At 60.5% G+C, this 16,271-nt stretch carries 14 protein-coding genes; 6 read left to right on the top strand and 8 right to left on the bottom strand.

The window, feature by feature from the left end; translation table 11 throughout:
- Nucleotides 1–273 precede the first annotated feature (273 nt).
- On the top strand, nt 274–1,839 hold the full coding sequence (gene cimA / locus ACFQDI_RS02960; protein ID WP_377163242.1) for a citramalate synthase: 1,566 nt from the start codon (nt 274–276) through the stop codon (nt 1,837–1,839).
- Here cimA and ACFQDI_RS02955 read toward each other — a convergent pair.
- On the bottom strand, nt 1,836–2,567 hold the full coding sequence (locus ACFQDI_RS02955; RefSeq protein WP_377163240.1) for an RluA family pseudouridine synthase: 732 nt from the start codon (nt 2,565–2,567) through the stop codon (nt 1,836–1,838). The genes cimA and ACFQDI_RS02955 overlap by 4 nt on opposite strands.
- 14 nt (nt 2,568–2,581) lie before the next feature.
- Entirely contained in the window at nt 2,582–3,466 is an 885-nt protein-coding gene (gene rfbD / locus ACFQDI_RS02950) for a dTDP-4-dehydrorhamnose reductase (protein ID WP_377163238.1), read from the bottom strand.
- A gap of 79 nt (nt 3,467–3,545) precedes the next feature.
- Between rfbD and ACFQDI_RS02945 the strand changes: the two genes are divergently transcribed.
- Nucleotides 3,546–4,817 (top strand): NAD(P)/FAD-dependent oxidoreductase, encoded by a 1,272-nt coding sequence (locus ACFQDI_RS02945; protein ID WP_377163236.1) that lies wholly within the window; start codon nt 3,546–3,548, stop codon nt 4,815–4,817.
- Here ACFQDI_RS02945 and ACFQDI_RS02940 read toward each other — a convergent pair.
- Genes ACFQDI_RS02940 through ACFQDI_RS02930 form a run of 3 tightly spaced genes read right to left on the bottom strand, consistent with a single transcriptional unit; the run spans nt 4,756 to nt 6,945 of the window.
- Nucleotides 4,756–5,229 (bottom strand): hypothetical protein, encoded by a 474-nt coding sequence (locus tag ACFQDI_RS02940; RefSeq protein ID WP_377163234.1) that lies wholly within the window; start codon nt 5,227–5,229, stop codon nt 4,756–4,758. The two genes, ACFQDI_RS02945 and ACFQDI_RS02940, sit on opposite strands and share 62 nt — an antisense overlap.
- Nucleotides 5,226–6,440 (bottom strand): acyltransferase family protein, encoded by a 1,215-nt coding sequence (locus tag ACFQDI_RS02935; RefSeq protein ID WP_377163232.1) that lies wholly within the window; start codon nt 6,438–6,440, stop codon nt 5,226–5,228. Before ACFQDI_RS02935 ends, ACFQDI_RS02940 begins: the two co-directional genes overlap by 4 nt.
- A gap of 58 nt (nt 6,441–6,498) precedes the next feature.
- Nucleotides 6,499–6,945 carry a hypothetical protein gene (locus ACFQDI_RS02930; RefSeq protein ID WP_377163230.1) on the bottom strand — a complete coding sequence of 149 codons (447 nt, stop codon included), beginning with the start codon at nt 6,943–6,945 and terminating at the stop codon, nt 6,499–6,501.
- A 120-nt stretch (nt 6,946–7,065) separates the two neighbouring features.
- Between ACFQDI_RS02930 and ACFQDI_RS02925 the strand changes: the two genes are divergently transcribed.
- The 4 genes from ACFQDI_RS02925 (at nt 7,066) to ACFQDI_RS02910 (ending at nt 10,363) form a co-directional block, all read left to right on the top strand.
- Nucleotides 7,066–7,560: an FHA domain-containing protein gene (locus tag ACFQDI_RS02925; protein ID WP_377163228.1), complete on the top strand. Its 495-nt coding sequence runs from the start codon at nt 7,066–7,068 to the stop codon at nt 7,558–7,560.
- A 146-nt stretch (nt 7,561–7,706) separates the two neighbouring features.
- Nucleotides 7,707–8,978 carry an adenylosuccinate synthase gene (locus ACFQDI_RS02920; RefSeq protein ID WP_377163226.1) on the top strand — a complete coding sequence of 424 codons (1,272 nt, stop codon included), beginning with the start codon at nt 7,707–7,709 and terminating at the stop codon, nt 8,976–8,978.
- A 76-nt stretch (nt 8,979–9,054) separates the two neighbouring features.
- Entirely contained in the window at nt 9,055–9,291 is a 237-nt protein-coding gene (gene rpsU, locus ACFQDI_RS02915; protein ID WP_377163224.1) for a 30S ribosomal protein S21, read from the top strand.
- A gap of 187 nt (nt 9,292–9,478) precedes the next feature.
- The gene (locus ACFQDI_RS02910; protein ID WP_377163222.1) at nt 9,479–10,363 is read left to right on the top strand and encodes a polyphosphate kinase 2 family protein; all 885 of its coding nucleotides are present in this window, start codon (nt 9,479–9,481) and stop codon (nt 10,361–10,363) included.
- Nucleotides 10,364–10,402: 39 nt separating this feature from the next.
- Here the strand turns inward: ACFQDI_RS02910 and ACFQDI_RS02905 are convergent, their stop codons facing one another.
- From ACFQDI_RS02905 to ACFQDI_RS02895, 3 genes are all read right to left on the bottom strand, one after another.
- Nucleotides 10,403–13,246, bottom strand: coding sequence for a PVC-type heme-binding CxxCH protein (locus ACFQDI_RS02905; RefSeq protein WP_377163220.1), 2,844 nt, complete (start codon nt 13,244–13,246; stop codon nt 10,403–10,405).
- 68 nt (nt 13,247–13,314) lie between these two features.
- A complete protein-coding gene (locus ACFQDI_RS02900; protein WP_377163218.1) occupies nt 13,315–14,754 on the bottom strand; it encodes a hypothetical protein in 1,440 nt (479 codons plus the stop codon).
- Nucleotides 14,755–14,779: 25 nt separating this feature from the next.
- Nucleotides 14,780–16,204, bottom strand: a complete 1,425-nt coding sequence (locus ACFQDI_RS02895) for a Gfo/Idh/MocA family protein (RefSeq protein WP_377163216.1) — start codon at nt 16,202–16,204, stop codon at nt 14,780–14,782.
- Nucleotides 16,205–16,271 lie beyond the last annotated feature (67 nt).

Genomic DNA, 16,271 nt, shown 5'->3' with positions numbered 1-16,271 from the left:
GCGGCACACAGGCAGGCTAAAACTTCCCTTTGCCAGCAGGGCACCCCCGGCGTAATCCTAACGCTGCTCATGGGAAACCGCCCTGACATCTGCCCGACCATCCGAATTAGTTTCGGACTCATCCGCGCCTGACGCCGCCGGAAGAGTCCGTTTTTTCATGCATGCCTGCGCGAAAAGCGCCCCTGGCTGCCGGCGTCACGGAACTTATGGCACCCGCCACTCCGGTTTGTTTTCCATTGCATCCCCCCTTCATCTCTTCATTTCCCCTCCCTCATGTCTCCAGTTACCATCTATGACACCACCCTGCGTGACGGCACGCAAGGCACCGGCATCTCCTACAGCACCCTCGATAAAATCCGCGTGGCGGAAAAGCTCGACGAATTCGGCGTGCACTACATCGAAGGCGGCTGGCCCGGCTCCAACCCCAAAGACGCCGCCTTCTTTGAGGAGGCCTCCAAGCGCTCCTGGAAGACTGCGAAGATCACCGCCTTTGGCATGACCCGCCGTGGCAAGATGAAGGTCGAGGACGACCCGCAGGTCAAAATGCTGCTGGACGCCAAGACCCCTGCCGTGACCGTGGTGGGCAAGACCTGGGCGCTGCACGTCACCGAGGTCTTCCAGGTCAGCCTGGAGGAGAATCTGGCCATGATCTCAGACACGGTGGCCTACCTGAAAAAGCACGGCCGCGAGGTGCTCTATGATGCGGAGCATTTCTTCGACAGCTTCAAGGAGAACCCGGAATACTCCCTCAAGACCATCAAGGCCGCGCAGGATGCCGGAGCCGACCTTATCGTGCTCTGTGAGACCAACGGCGGAGCTCTTCCGGAGTTTGTAGAAGAAACCACGCGCAAGGTCATCGCCCATCTGGGACGTCCGGTCGGCATCCACACGCACAACGACGGCGGAGTCGGCGTGGCCAATGCTTTGGCAGCAGTGCGCGCCGGTGCCTGCCAGGTGCAGGGGACGATCAACGGCTACGGCGAGCGCGTGGGGAACTGCAACCTCACCACCATCATGCCGAATCTGCAGATCAAGATGGGCATCGACCTCGGCCTCGACCTTACCCGCCTGCGCGAACTCGCCAATTTCGTCGATGAACTCGCCAACGTGCCGCATGACATCCGCGCTCCCTATGTGGGTGTGGCTGCATTCACGCACAAAGGCGGCCTGCATGTGCATGCGGTGCAGAAGCTTGCCCGCACCTATGAGCATGTGGACCCAGCGCTCGTCGGCAACCAGCGCGTCATCACCATCTCGGACATGTCCGGCCAGTCCAATGTGATGATGAAGGCCGAAGGCATGGGCTTTAAATTCGCCAAAGGCGACGCCCGTGTGCAGACCATTCTCTCCGAAGTGAAGCGCCTCGAGAGCGAAGGCTATGAATTCGAAGCGGCAGAGGCCTCCTTTGAGATGCTCATCCGCAAGCAGCTGGGACAGCACAAGCCGGTCTTTGACCTGATCGAGTACCACTCCACGCACCGCTTCCACGGCGGTGAGCATGGCTTTGAAACCTGCGAAGCCACGATCAAGCTCGAAGTGGATGGCAGCCGCGTTTACACCGTGGATGAAGGAGACGGCCCCGTGAATGCGCTGGACAACGCGCTGCGCAAAGCCCTGCTGCCCTTCTTCCCGGCGCTCAAGGACATGCGCCTGGCAGACTACAAGGTGCGCATCATCGACGGCGGCACGGGCACTGCGGCCAAGACCCGCGTGCTCATCACCAGCACCGACGGCAACGCCACCTGGGGCACCGTCGGCGTGAGCTGCAACATCATCGACGCCAGCTGGAAGGCGCTGGTCGATGGCATCGAATACTTCCTGCTCAAGAGGGCGGCTTAGCAGCCGACAGCCTTCATCCCCGCTGCCTCCAGCACCGCGCTCAGGTCTGGCGGCAGCGGTGCTTTGACCGTGAGCTGCTGACCAGATGCCGGGTGCTTCAGGCTGAGCTCATGCGCGTGGAGAAAGAGCCGCTTGGCCAGGATGGATTTGCGCAGCTTGCGGTTCAGCTCAAAGGAGCCGTAAACATCATCCCCCACCAGTGGGATCTGGCGTGAAGCCGCCTGCACACGGATCTGGTGTGTCTTGCCGGTGATCAGCTCGACCTCGATCAGGACCACTCGATTGAGAGCATTCACCTCCATCACGCGATATTTCGCCTCTGCATTGGGCCGCACGCCATGACGCACGGTGGTGCGCACCTGATGCCCGGCATGCGCGGTGACCAGGTGGTCCAGCCAGACGCCTTCAGGCTTGAGCGCACCTCCGCCGCTGCAGAGCGCGAGGTATTTTTTCCGCACGAGCTCGGCCTCAAAGGCTGCACGGCATGCAGCGGCTGTTTTTTCATCCTTGGCCCCGAGCAACACGCCCGAAGTGTCCTGATCCAGGCGGTGCATCAGCCACACGATTCCAGCCGCCGTTTTGAAGCAGCGCCGGTCCTGGTCATAGCTGCCCTCAAACGCGGCGGCCTGCGGCTTTCCAGCCTTGGGGTTCGGGTGAGAGAGCACCCCGTGCGGTTTGTTCACGACAATGAGGAAGCGGTCCTCATGCAGGATGTCGCAGCGGGTCATGGCGGAGGCAGGAGTCATTGGGGCTGATACTTCTGCACCAGGTACTCTTCCAGCGCATCATGCCAGTGGCGGATCTCTCCGCCGAGCAGGTTTTGTAATTTCGAATTGCTCATCACCGTCAGCAGCGGGCGTGGTGCCCTGAGCTGGGTGAGGCTGGCCAGCTCCACCGGCTGCACGCGGGAGGTTTTGACCGGCACCTCCAGCCGGGCGGCAATCGTGAGCGCAGCCTCCGCCCATGAATGCCAGGATGCGACCCCGCTGTTGCAGAGATGCAGCACGCCAGAGATTGTCGGATGCCGGACAATGAGTTGTTCGATCCAGCCGCAGATGTCTGCGTGGCTGGTCGGCACTGAGATCTTGTCTGCCACAGCGCTGAGGTCGCCAGTCTGAAGGGCTTTCTGGATCATGCTGTCAGGATGGCTCGGTTTGTCTGGCCCAAACAGCCACGAGACACGTGCCACGAGAGCACCGGGGGCAGCCCTGAGCACGGCCTGCTCTCCGGCCAGCTTGGTGCGGCCATAGACGTTGATGGGAGCCGTTTCGTCCGACTCAAACCACAGGTCACGCCCGGTGCCGCTGAAAACGTAATCCGTGCTGAAATGGATCATGCGTACGCCACGCTCATGACAGCATTCCGCCAGAATCTGTGGTACCACGGCATTGGCCAGAAAAGCCAGCTCAGGCTGCACCTCGCAGGCATCCGGGCTGGTCATGCCTGCGGCATTGAGCAGCACATCAAAATCATGTGCCGCCAACGTGGCCGCCACGGTGTCCGGCCGCCCGAAGTCCAGCTCGGCACGGGACCATGATGTCACTTCGTATTCAGGGGCAAAGTGGCGCCTGAGAGCGCAGCCCAGGCCTCCTGTGGCACCAAGAATGAGGATGCGCGGTGATGGCATGCCGCATGCTTGCCACACCTCCCGCACTTGCAAAGCCAAAAGGCATCTCCAAGGTAGGTGCGCGACTGATTAAGGATGAATGAGTGAAGCACAGCCCAAGATTGTTATTGTAGGAGCCGGCCTTGCGGGGCTGGCATGTGCCCGCGTACTGGCGGCAGCAGGCCGCCCCTTCACCATTCTGGAGGCGTCCAATGCCGTAGGCGGCCGGGTGCGAACGGACGAGGTAGATGGCTTCCTGCTGGATCGCGGTTTCCAAATTTTCCTGCCGGGTTACCCGGAGGCCAGGCGGGTGCTTGACTATGAGGCGCTCGACCTGCGTTCCATCTACAGGGGGGCGGATGTGTTCGTGAAAAACCGCTTCCACCGAATGGCCGACCCCCTGGCACATCCGCTCGCGGCACTGAGCAACTTCAATGACGTGATCGCAAGCCTGCGTGACAAATGGACCACCCTGCTGCTGCGCAAGGAGGTTTTCGGCCTTCGCGCCCCTCCGGTCGACATCCAGGAAATGGAGACGGAGGACTACCTGCGCGACTTTGGCTTCTCCGAGAAAATGATCGACCGCTTCTTCCGCCCGTTCTTCGGAGGGGTGTTTCTCGAAAAAGACCTGCGAACCAGCGCACGCATGATGCTGTTTCTGTTTGCCATGTTTGACCGTGCGGGCAGCGCGCTCCCCGCACGCGGTATGCAGGCGATCCCGGAGCAGCTTGCCCAGGCGCTGCCGCCAGGCAGCCTGCGGCTGAATGCGCCAGTGGCCGCAGTGCGCGCCGGTGAGGTGACCCTGGATACAGGCGAGGTTTTTCACGCCGACCATGTCATCGTCGCAGTCAGCGAGGAAGTGGCGCACAGGCTGCTGCCAGCAACCGACAACACCCCTTTGCTTCCCAGCCGGTCAACCACGTGCATGTATTTTGCCACCGACAGCCTGCCGCCGGGAGATCCTATCCTCTATCTGGATGGAGATGGCCGGGGCCCGGTCAACAGCGTCCTCGCGCTCTCGCGCGTCTCGCCCCATTACGCGCCGCCGGGACAGCACCTCCTCTCCGCCTCCATCATCGGCGCGCCATCCAGCACGGAACTTGAGCAGGTCGTGCGTGAGCAGATGAGCCAGTGGTTCGGAGCGGATGCCGTTTCCAAATGGCGCCAGCTGCGCACCTATCAAATCCGCCATGCGCAGCCGGAAAGCAGGCAGCTGCGGCTGGGTGAAGGCCCGCTTGCGAGCGTGATCCAGCCGGGCCTCTACCGCTGTGGAGACTGGTGCGAGAATATCTCGATCAACGGGGCGCTTCTCAGCGGCCGTCGATGCGGAGAGGCGGTAATGAGAGCGTTGGGAGAACCGAGCCCGGATTAGGCGCGGCCGGCGCGGACTCAGTGGGAAGCACAAAAGGATTGATCGTGGCTGCAGCGTTGTTGAGCCTCACCTCCACCTTCGTGGTGCCAAACTTCCCCGGATTCTTGCCAGCGATGGTGCGCAGTTCCTGGGCGACACTTTCGGCGTCGGCCCGGTTGGCGAGATCTCGTATGGTCACCGTCGTGAAGCCCGGCCCCGCCTGCACCTCGATCTTGCTTGCCGGAACCCCCATGTCCACGTGAATGAGCTTTTCCCAGGCGCTGGCATGCTGCAGATCTGGCAGCGTGACGAGCCCGGCCTTGTGATACCGCTCCTCCTCTTTTGAATGACTGGCCGGTGTGGCAGAGTCCTGCTTGTGCTGGCAGGCAGCAAGACAAGCGATGGCGGAGAGGAGCAAGAGTCGGAGGATCACAATTTGATAAAAGCCTTTTGTTTGTACAGCCACCAGCAGATCAGCCACAGCACGAAAAGCACCCCGCAGCGCTCAATGACAGGCAACCAATACGCCGGAAAGGCCGCCTCGGGCAGATGCTTGTGAAGATTTTCAGAGATCCAGCCCGCGCAGAGGCTGTGCAGCAGGTAAATCACGATGCTGTTCGCGCCCACGACCACCAAGGGGTAAACTAGGCGCCGCATGCCGCCGATCTCCACCAGCCAGTAAAACACTGAAAGCATGATGAGAACCCAGCCACCGCTGAGGATGGCCCAGGACGGGGTCCAGATGCGCTTCACGACAGGCAGCAGCGTGTATTGGTCAAACTGAGCGCCGATCACGGGCAGAATCTTGACGTCCAAGGCCGTGCCCACCACCACCAAAACAAGCCCCACGAGCAAAAGCGCGCCGCATTTGCCCTTGTCCGTTTTCCGGCTGGACATCAGGAACATGCCGGCGAGAGCCCCCATGAGCATGGTGGCAAGAGCGGGAATGAAGTTGAGGGTTTGATAACCGCCAGGATTGTACAGAAACGGCTGCGCCTGCGGCAGCTTGTTCAGCCAGGTGCGGTCAAAGGCAGCAGCAGCGTTGGTGTGGATGTTCCAATGCCCGGCAAACCCCGGCAGGATGGCATGCTCAGTGCCCTTCATGCCGGCGATGGCGGAAAGCTCGTCCGCCGTCGGCAGCGGATGATTGATGAAGAACCAGGTGTAGCCGACGAGGATCAGTATGACCCCGGACAGGATGTATTCCCAACCCATGCGGGACAGAAGGAACAGCACGAAGTAGCCGAGCCCGATCTGCGCCAGCACATTGGTGAACAGGAACACCGTATGCTTGTCCGCCGCACGGGTGGCAAGCATCACGCCCAGGGCCACCAGAAGGATGGAGCGTGAGAGCGCATGCCAGGCCATGCCAAAAAACGACTGCCCGTGCTCGCGACGCTTTGCATACGAAAAAGGCACCGCCATGCCCACCATGAACATGAAGCTCGGCTGAATGAGATCCCACAGGGAGCAGCCCTGCCAGTCCTGATGGGCGAACTGGGGTTTGATGAACTCCCAGACGGAGCCGGGGTGGGCCGCTGCCATCTGCACGATGCCAAAGCCCGAAGAGGCCATCAGCAGCATGATGAACCCCCGAAAGGCATCGAGGGACAGAAGACGTGGGTTGGAAGTGGTCGGGTTCATGGAGCAACCACAAACGCCGCTCGCACCGGCCTGCTATCGAAAGCAGTGAAGGAACTGATCAGGCCGCCTTGAGCACTTCGTGCGTGTGAATGGCGGGATTCACAATATCTCGCACGAACTGTGCAGGCTCGGCTCCGGCGCCGAACACATAGATCCGTGTGCGCAGGGTGAGCTTCTTGATCTCAAAGCCCGGAGTATGAATGCTGCGGTAATAGTTGAGGATCATTTCTTTCTCCAGATCCAAGGCCGCGCCTTTCATACCGTATTCGAGCACAAAGGCGGCCTTTTCAAAGGCGGGCTGTCCGCCGATGCGGGCCTCCTGGCTGATCGGATCGATCAACACTTTTTCCACGAAGGCCTTGAGCGCCGCCTCATCCCCCTCGAATTCGATCTTGTACACACGTCCCTCGCGGTATTTCAACGGCAGCGGGTGGGGGGCGTACAGCAGCTTGTGACAGTCGCTTTCAGTGTCGAATTTACCGAGGATTTCAAAAATTTGGGTCACGAGGGTGGCGGGGATGGTTGAGAGCTTTCCTAGCAAGAACGCCCGCCCGCGCAAGCCCGCAACGACCTCCTGTGAATCCCTCTTGCCTCCCCTGCCCCGGCCTGCTACAACTGCGCCGTTATGCCGCGAATTCAATTCACCACTCCTGACGGTGCCACTGGCACCCTCGAACTCGACGCCGAACGCATGTCCGTAGGGCGTGCTGATGACAACCAGCTCATCATCGCTGACGACTCCGTGTCCAGTCACCATGGTGAGTTTAGTTTTGACGGCAGCAGCTGGACTCTCACCGACCTTGGCTCCACCAATGGAACCAAAATCGGAGGCTCCCGTGTGGAAAATGCCAGCCTCACCCCCGGAGCTGCGTTCCAGCTCGGCCATGTGAACTGTGTTTTCGTCGGCGACGGTGAAGAAGCGTATTCCGCCCAGACCACCACAGCCACCACTCCTTCCACCGGCTACGGCAGCATGCCATACAACGGTCGCATGCGTGCGGGTTTCGGCCCCAAGGTGAAGCAAAAAAATCCTGGCGCAGCCTTGACCATCCTGCTCGGAGTCGCCGGCATTCTGGCCTGCGCCGCCGCCATTTATTTCGCCAAGCAAATGGGAGCCTGAGACCGTCACACACAGCACGCGCTCGCGAACTTGGCTCCGGATCTGGAGCACTTTAGCGGCCCTTCAGGCTGCCATGGCACGGCTTGCGCATCTTAAAAAACAACCCCTTGCGGCTTCCCCATGCCGCCACCCCAAGAAAAGAATCCATGTCTAACACAATCATTGTCGGAGCCCAGTGGGGCGATGAAGGAAAAGGTAAAATCGTCGATTACCTCACTGAAGGCGCAGACCTCGTGGTACGTGCTGCCGGTGGCAACAATGCCGGCCACACCGTCATCAGCAACGGCACCAAATACATCCTGCACTTGATCCCCTCGGGCATCCTGTGGAAGAACAAGGTCTGCGTCATCGGCAATGGCGTCGTGATGGACCCCGTGGGCCTGCTGGCAGAAATGGCCAAACTGCGTGGCCAAGGCGTGGAGATCACCCCCGAAAACCTGCTGATCAGCGAGACTGCCCACCTGGTGATGCCCTACCACCGCGGCCTGGACAAGGTACGTGAGGCCAAGCGTGGCGACAAGAAGATCGGCACCACCGGTCGCGGCATCGGCCCAGCCTACGCAGACAAAGTGGAACGCGACGGCCTGCGCACCATCCTGATGACGCAGCCTGAGATCTTTGAGGAAGAGCTGCGCGACCGCCTTGCACGCCACAACGCCACCTTTGCCGAGCTGGGCGTCGAACTGGTCCCCGTGGAGGAAACCGTGAAGGAAATGCTCGAAGCAGCCAAAGCGCTGGCCCCGCACATCACCAACACCACCGTGTATCTGCACGAGGCGATCAAGGCCGGAAAAAACCTGCTTTTTGAAGGCGCTCAGGGCACCTACCTCGACATCGACCACGGAACCTACCCGTTTGTCACCTCGTCCAACACCACCTCCGGCGGCGCCTGCACCGGTTCCGGTGTGCCTCCGCGCATGATCGACAAAGTCGTCGCCGTGGGCAAAGCCTACACCACCCGCGTGGGCAGCGGACCGTTTGTCACCGAGAATGACGCCATCGGCGACATGCTGCACAACATGGGCCGCGAATTTGGAGCCACCACCGGCCGTGCACGCCGCTGTGGCTGGCTGGACGCCGTGCTGGTGCGCTATGCTGTCATGCTCAATGGTGCGGATGAGCTCGCCATCACCAACCTCGACGGGCTGGACGGCCTGGACACGGTGCAGATTTGCACCGCCTACACGCTGCGGGGCAAGACGCTCAACTACCCGCCGAGCACCGCCGCCGACCTGGCCGCCTGCGTTCCCGTCTATGAAACCCACCAGGGCTGGAAGCAGGATCTGAGCGGCATCAAGAAGTTTGACGACCTGCCGCCACTGGCCAAAGCCTACCTCAAACGCCTCGAAGAGCTGACCGGAGCACGCATCAGTCTGGTGGGAGTCGGCCCTGACCGGGAGCAGACTCTCATCGCATGAGGTCATTATTCCATTTGACGCCCGCTCTCATTCCCCTATTTTCACGCCCCTTTTCCCAAACCACCCAGACCCGTTTATGACCGAAATCCAGATCCGTAAAGGCGAGCCCGTTGACCGCGCTCTGAAACGCCTCAAGACCCGCCTTGAAATGGACGGCATTCTTGAAGAAGTGCGCCGCCTCCGCGCGCACGAGACCCCGAAAGAACGCACCAAGCGCAAAGCCCGTGCCGCAGCCAAGCGTGGCAAGATCCGCTATCGCTTCACCCTGCCAAAGGCCCCCGGCGCTGCGGAAGCACCGGTCACCGCTGCTTAATCAGGCACAGGGAAAAACTTTGAAGGGCGGGCTCAAACCCCGCCCTTTTTTGTGCCCTCACGCCACCCCTGGGCCCGGCTGGGGTGAGCAAGCTTGCCAGACGCACCGGCCCGGCTGGCTATGCGCCCGCAGTTCCTTCTGTCAATCGGGGCGCAATGCTGTTTAGTTCTTCAGTCCCTTTCACTCCATGAAGCTCAAGCTCGACCTCGATGATTTCCGCGTGCCGGATGGCAAAGCATTCCGTATCAAGAAAGCAAAGACCAAGATCAGGGACCTCTACAAGGACGATGCCCACTATGAGTCGCTGATCGCCGAGTTCCGCACGGAGATCGACGACCTGCAGCAGAAAATGTACGCGCAGGACCGGCAGGCGCTGCTGCTGGTGTTTCAGGCCATGGATGCCGCCGGCAAGGACAGCACCATCAAGCATGTGATGAGCGGCGTGAACACCCAGGGCGTGGAGGTGCATGCCTTCAAGCGCCCCACCTCTGCGGAACTGGACCATGACTTCATGTGGCGCACCACGCGCGTGATGCCACCGCGCGGCCGCATCGGGATCTTCAACCGCAGCTACTATGAGGAGGTGCTCGTCTGCCGAGTTCACCCCGAGATCGTGACCAAGGTCCAACGCCTGCCCGCACATACGACGAAGAACATCAACAAGCTTTTCGCCGACCGCCTCAAAGACATTGCCAACTTCGAGGCCTACTGCCACCGCAACGGCATCCTGATCCTCAAGTTTTTCCTGAATGTCTCCAAGGGCGAGCAGAAAAAGCGTTTTCTGGACCGCATCAACACGCCGAGCAAGAACTGGAAGTTTGAAGAAGGAGACGTTGGAGAGCGCGGCTACTGGAAGGAGTACATGGAGGCCTATGAGGATGCCATCCGCGTCACCGCCACCGAGGAATGCCCGTGGTATGTCATCCCGGCGGACGACAAGAAAAACATGCGCCTCATCGTCAGCGCCGCGATCCTGAATGAGATGCAGAGCATGAAGCTCAAATACCCTGAGCTGCCGCCGGAGCAGCAGAAACACCTGCAGGCGGCGAAACGAATGCTCGAGTCAGAATAGTGGCGCTCTCAGGTTAACAGAGCGCCACTCCCCGTGCGGCTATTTCAGACTCCGCAGCCAGGCCACGAGATCGAGCAGATCGGTTTCGGGCATTGTTTGATCCAATCCCTGAGGCATGAGGCTGGTCGTCAAGGTCGTGTCACCAGCAATGGTTTGATGAGCGATGGTCTTTTCCTGACCGGCGATGTCCACCACGAGCAGCCCCTCAGCGGTGTGGGATTTGATCACACCTAGCGTCTGCTGACCATCGCTGGTTTCGATGACATGGGCCTCATAATCACGGGCGAGCGTGTTGCTGGGGAAGAGAATGCTTTCAAGAAGGTCGCGCTCGGTGCGGATGGCTCCGATGTGGGAGAGATCCGGGCCGATGGGACGACCTGCGGAACCGATCTTGTGGCAGGCGATGCAAGTCCCCTTCCCCATTTCGAAGTTCTTCTTTCCATTCGATGCGTTGCCGCTGGCGATGACTTTGTCTGCGAGCGGACCGAGAAGACGTTTCTTGGACTCGGAAGCTGCAATGGCAGCATTGTATGCGGGCAGGACAATGGTTTCGAAAATGTCGGGCGGCAAATCGCTGAATGCGGTGCGGTAGGCGCTTTCCTGCTGGCTGGCGATGACGGGATTTTTTGCGATCTCAGAGGCGAATGCGCGAGCGACTTCAGGCTCCTTTGATTTGCGCACGATGCCGAGCAGCGATTTGAGCTCAACGGGGCCCAGGGTGGCAAAGAGCGGTGCGATTTCGAGGAGCTGTGGCTTTGCCAAAGGTGCGCTGGCGATCATGCCTGCTGCCTGAATCTTCGCTGCCGAAGAGGAGGCGGCATCAGCGAGCACGCCCTTGACCATCGTGAAGGTTTCACCGGCGAGCTTGACCGACTTGGCGGCATCCAGCGCCTTGAGGCGAATGGCCAGCGGACGCTTGGTATCATTGGCCATGGTTTGGAGCGCGGCGTCAAAGTGCGGCGTCTTGAGTTTCTTGATGGCGTCGAAGACGAGCGGTGTGGGTGATTCGGCGAGAAGCTTGTCCAGTGCCGGGAACCAGGCATCGTTGGTAATGCCCGAGGTTTGGGCGGCGAGGATGCTCAAAGCCGCCATGCGGACGTCCACCAAGCCATGGCCGAGCATGGCAGTCATGAGCGACTGCGCGGATGGCTTCGCAAGGTGTCCGGAAATGACCTGTTTGATAAATGACACTCTTCCTTGAGTGATGTCGGATGCTTTGAGCCATCCAGTGAAGGCCGCTGATGCTATTTGGTCGCCATCTGGCATCACTTCAAACGATCTCCGAATGGCATCCGCCAGAGAGGGGGACGTTTCGGGATCGAGACGACGAAGGGAACCCTCGATTTCATTGGCAAAGCTTTTTTCGGAACCATGACGGGCTAGTTCGACCAACAGCCAGCGGCTCATGTATCGGTCTGAGGCAGGGCCACTGTGAAAAGGGGGCTTCATTTGACGAAGCGCATAAATTAAAAGGTGCTCAGATGAAGGATCGAGCTCCTGCTCCATCAACTGTCCCAGCACGCTCATCACCTCACCTTCCTGCGGCAGATTTTTTGCAACCCATTCCAGCGCAAGACGCCGTGTGTGATCATCATTCGACTTCAGTGCTGCGATTTGGGATTGGAGATCGTCTTTGCGGACGGAGTCATTCGTGGTCTGAACGGCGAGCTGCGGATTCTTCGGCTTGATGCGATATACCGCGCCGAGCAGATCGGATTTTGCCATAAGGCTGGAGGGACAGCCGATGCGGAACCAGCCGCCAGTGTCGAGCAGGAGCAGCGAGCCGTCGCGCGGGTCTTCCATCACATCGGTGAGATGAATGTCGGGGTTGTAGAGTTTGAGAAATTCGTTTTCGACGGCCTTGTAGGTGCTGCCGCTGGGTGTGAGCTCCATGCGTACAAGACGCTGGGTGTTGAAGTGGGTGACCATGAACTGCTGTGCGCTCGTGTTCTTCGTCGGATAGCTTTTCCAGAAGCAGCAGCCGCTGACAGCAACGTGACCGAAGTTGTACATCACGGGCATGGTTTCCAGTGTGCGTGGCAGGTGCGCGATGGCTTTGAGCTGGTCGCTGCGCTCATAGACGCCGCCGTAGAGCCAGTGGATGATGGTGTCCCCGCGCGGCTGGCTGTAGTAGAGGTTCTGCACGCCGATGATGTCGCCGTCACGGGTGAAATCGACTTCGACCGGGTTGTCGCCGCAGCCGAGGGAGTGCCAGGCGACGTCGGTGCCGTCAGGCTTGCAGCTCCAGATGCCGCAGGCGAGGGATTCATCCACGAGAGTGCCATCCTTCTGCGTGACCTTGTGCCCTTTGCGGCCATGGCACCAGTAAAGGCGTCCATTGGGATGCAGGAAGGGACCGTGGATGTCTGCAGCGTTGCCTGTGTAGTCGAAACCGCCCACGATCATTTCGCGCTGGTCGGCCACGCCGTCGTTGTCAGTATCGGTGAGTTTCCAGATGCCGGGTGGCGAGCCGACGTAGAGGCTGCCGTTCAACCAGCAGGCGCCCTGGGGAAAGGTCATCTTGTCGGCAAAGACAGTGCTTTTGTCGAAGGTGCCATCTTTGTCTGTGTCCTCGAGAAGAAGCACTCGGTTGGGCGGACTGGCCTCAAGCTGAGCCTTGTTCCAGTTCACGCCGACGGCATCTCCCACAAAGAGACGCCCCCTGTCGTCCAAGCAGCCCATGATGGGGTGGGTGACGAGCGGCGCCGCAGCCACGACTTGGAGCTGGTAGCCTTCGGGGAGATCGTGCTTGGGCAGCGCGGGAGATGCCTTGCCTGTCACAACGCCGGGCCGCTTTCCGCTTTCAGGAATGGTGAGCCCTTTGTCGGGAGGGAGGTCGGCGGCGAAGGCGGGGATGGCTGCAAGGAGAAGGAGACGTCGCATGGTGGGAGTCATACGTAGCGCCCCCCGCGTCTCATTGCAGACAGCCGGCCTAAATCCAAAATCCTGCCCTACAATCTCCTCACTTCCTGCACCTCCAGCCCGGTGAGCTTCCATTCCTCTTTGACCGGGGTGATGGTGATGCGGGCGTTGTAAATATTGACGCGGGGATGGCTGTGCCCCCAGTGGCCGACAATGCCCCGGGCCATCCAGTTGCAATCTGCGACAAACCCCTCGCCCGTGGGCGCGGCCTCCACCTTGTCCACAGTGGCGGAGAATTCGGCGATCGTGACGCGTGTTCCTTCGCGACCATCAAGCGTGAGAGCCTGGATGGTTTCGAGGTACAGTTTGCGCAGCAGCTCGCCGTCCACGCTGCGTGCCAGCACATCATACACGTCTGACTCTGCGTGGTGGTCAAAAGCACGGTACACATTGCGAAGGAGCGGAGACACGATCTCCTGCGCCTCTTCGACCTGAGTGACGGCCGGAGCGTCGGGCTCCGTGTATACCGGCACCACCAGAAGCTGGCTCATGAGCACGGCACCGAGAAGCCAGACAAAAAAATAGGGCAGACTCCCGCCTGGGAGCCGGTGCTCTTTGACTTTGAGGTAGATGTAAAAGCACAGGCCGGTGACCACCCACAAAATGCCGCCCAGCGGCAGGCGCAGCGGCTTGGGCTGGGGAATCTTCGGCACCACGGCCAGCGGTGCCGGGCGGGGCATGCGCCCCTGATTGCGCCAGCGGAAAGTTTTAATCGAAGAATGGATTTCCCCAGATTCGCTGAGCCTGGTCTCACTCATCGGCCCAAAGAAAACGCGTATCGGCAGATTGGTCAGGCCATTCATCCAGCCTTTCCAGGTGACATTCATCTCCTCCGGCCCTGGCGGCGTGGCAAACTCCCAGATGAAACCAACGAGCATCTGGTTCACAGCCACCGGCTCCCCCTCCTTCAGCGGCAGCGTGTTGCCGGGCAGGCCTTTGACCACTGCCACCAGCGGCAGCGGCACGGGCAGCGCCTGGTCGCCCACGCTCAGCGCACACCAGTCTGCGGCCCGAGACGCCATGGTATCGACCACCTGCTTTTGCTGATCTGCCGGGAGAGATTCCGGCAGGCTGGCTTCAGGAGACAGCCATTTGAGCACGGTGGCCGCATCAAAGAGCACCTCAACGCGTGTCTGATAGGTTTCGATGTACAGATAAGCCTGCGCCACAGGGCCAGTGATGGTGAAAGAACTGGCCGTAGGCAGGGGCGGCGGCGCCGCTGGCGGTGGGGACTCAGGCTTCGGCTCAGGCTTGGCTGCTGGGGGCGGCGGCATCTGCGCGGGCACAGGCGCCGTCTGGGGCACTGCCGGGCTGGCGGGAGCCAGTGAAGGCAGTGTCTCCAGAGGCTTGAGCGGGCCTATTCTGATGGTGTCCTGCGCCCGCATGTCAAAGGCTGTGCCAGCGCTGACAACTAGGATGACGGCCGAGATGAAGCGGCTCCAGAGCGATGACAGGGGACGTTTTGACATGCGGCGAAGTGGGAAAGACACCGAATCAAAGCACCCACGGCTTGCGCCATTCCTTGGAAAGCAGCGCCGATGCGGCGGCATTGTCTGCGATGGTCTCCGACTTCGGATCCCACTTCAGCCCTGTGCTGCCACTGCGCAGGGCGATGTTTGCCAGGTGAGCAATGGTGATGCTGCGGTGGGAAACCTCGATGGGTGTGGCTGTCGGTTTGCCGTCATAAATGCAGGAGAGGAAGTTGTCCGTATGGTCTTTGCTCTCGTAGAGGTGGATCTCTTCCGGACGAGTTTTCTCCCGGAGAATCTCAGGGCTGCTGGCTGTGATCTTGCCGCGATTGACGTAGATCCATTTGCCCTCATCTCCTTCAAACATCACGCCGACGTGATCAAAGGGCTTCTTGGCATTTGGCGTGGCCAGCGCTGCCTCCACCTCGGGCATGAGCTTGTGTGTCGGGCTGGCCACATGCATGACGAGGCCGTTTTCATAGACGCACTCAAAGGAGAATTCGGAAGCCGTGTTGTAGAGCGCGGCCCTGTCCATCGTCCCGGAAACATTGCGCAGTTCGACGGGGCCGCTGAGCTGGGTGCCCATGCCCCACTGGGCGATGTCGATGTGATGAGCACCGAAGTCCGTGATCATGCCACCGGAGAAGTTGAAGTTGTGGCGCCAGTTGAGCGGCAGCAAGGCGGGGCGGTAGTCCATCTGTTCGGCCGGGCCGAGCCACATCTCATAGTCAAAATCTGGCGGCAGTGGCGCCGGGTTGATCTGGTCCGCCATGCCGTTCCAGTTGCTGTGCCCGCCGGGCAGGCCCACGCGCACCCGCTTGAGTTTGCCGATGCGGCCATTCTGCGTCATCTCGCAGGCCATGCGGAAGTACTGGTCGCTGCGCTGCTGGCTGCCCGTCTGCCAGGTCACGCCGGCCTTGGCCACTTCATCGCTCATGCGGCGCCCCTCGGCGACGTTGAGGGCCAGCGGTTTCTGCCCGTAGATGTGCTTGCCTTTGCGCGCGGCATAGATGGCCATATAAGCATGCCAGTGGTCCGGCGTGGACACCTGCACGGCGTCCAGGTCTTCCTTCTCCATCATCTCACGAAAGTCCGCATAAGCAGCGCAGGCCTTCACCGGCTTGTTTGCCGACTGCGAATAGTGAGCGTCGATGGTCTTTTTACCCGCCTCACGGCCACCCGTCTTCTTGCCATCATAACCATAGTGGCCGTACTCCTTCATGGGGTCTGCCACGGCAATGACCTGGCATTTGTCATTGTTAAGGAAGGTCGGTGTCCAGTCCGTGGCGATGGTGCCCCAGCCGATGGCACCGACGGTGATCCGCTCCGAAGGCGCCGGACGCCCGCCTTTGCCGAGAGCCGTGGCGGGAATGATGGTGGGAAAACCGAGAGCGGCGGCGCTGACGGTCAGAAAATGACGACGGGTGACGGCGGATGTGTCTGGGGCCATGGGGATTAACTTAGCGGAGGCTCCCGCCGTGGCCAGAAAAAGAAATGACGAACTCCAGCACAAGCAA

This window comes from Prosthecobacter fluviatilis (genome assembly GCF_042655725.1).
Classification (GTDB): Bacteria; Verrucomicrobiota; Verrucomicrobiia; order Verrucomicrobiales; family Verrucomicrobiaceae; genus Prosthecobacter; species Prosthecobacter fluviatilis.
The sequence above is the reverse complement of the archived record's forward strand: the minus strand, read 5'-3'. Positions and strand labels throughout refer to the sequence as shown.

Excerpts from the sequence above, each read along its gene's own strand:
- cimA (WP_377163242.1), top strand. The coding sequence starts at position 274 with ATGTCTCCAGTTACCATCTATGACACCACCCTGCGTGACGGCACGCAA.
- ACFQDI_RS02955 (WP_377163240.1), bottom strand. The coding sequence starts at position 2,567 with ATGACCCGCTGCGACATCCTGCATGAGGACCGCTTCCTCATTGTCGTG.
- rfbD (WP_377163238.1), bottom strand. The coding sequence starts at position 3,466 with ATGCCATCACCGCGCATCCTCATTCTTGGTGCCACAGGAGGCCTGGGC.
- ACFQDI_RS02945 (WP_377163236.1), top strand. The coding sequence starts at position 3,546 with ATGAGTGAAGCACAGCCCAAGATTGTTATTGTAGGAGCCGGCCTTGCG.
- ACFQDI_RS02935 (WP_377163232.1), bottom strand. The coding sequence starts at position 6,440 with ATGAACCCGACCACTTCCAACCCACGTCTTCTGTCCCTCGATGCCTTT.
- ACFQDI_RS02925 (WP_377163228.1), top strand. The coding sequence starts at position 7,066 with ATGCCGCGAATTCAATTCACCACTCCTGACGGTGCCACTGGCACCCTC.
- ACFQDI_RS02920 (WP_377163226.1), top strand. The coding sequence starts at position 7,707 with ATGTCTAACACAATCATTGTCGGAGCCCAGTGGGGCGATGAAGGAAAA.
- rpsU (WP_377163224.1), top strand. The coding sequence starts at position 9,055 with ATGACCGAAATCCAGATCCGTAAAGGCGAGCCCGTTGACCGCGCTCTG.
- ACFQDI_RS02910 (WP_377163222.1), top strand. The coding sequence starts at position 9,479 with ATGAAGCTCAAGCTCGACCTCGATGATTTCCGCGTGCCGGATGGCAAA.
- ACFQDI_RS02905 (WP_377163220.1), bottom strand. The coding sequence starts at position 13,246 with ATGCGACGTCTCCTTCTCCTTGCAGCCATCCCCGCCTTCGCCGCCGAC.
- ACFQDI_RS02900 (WP_377163218.1), bottom strand. The coding sequence starts at position 14,754 with ATGTCAAAACGTCCCCTGTCATCGCTCTGGAGCCGCTTCATCTCGGCC.
- ACFQDI_RS02895 (WP_377163216.1), bottom strand. The coding sequence starts at position 16,204 with ATGGCCCCAGACACATCCGCCGTCACCCGTCGTCATTTTCTGACCGTC.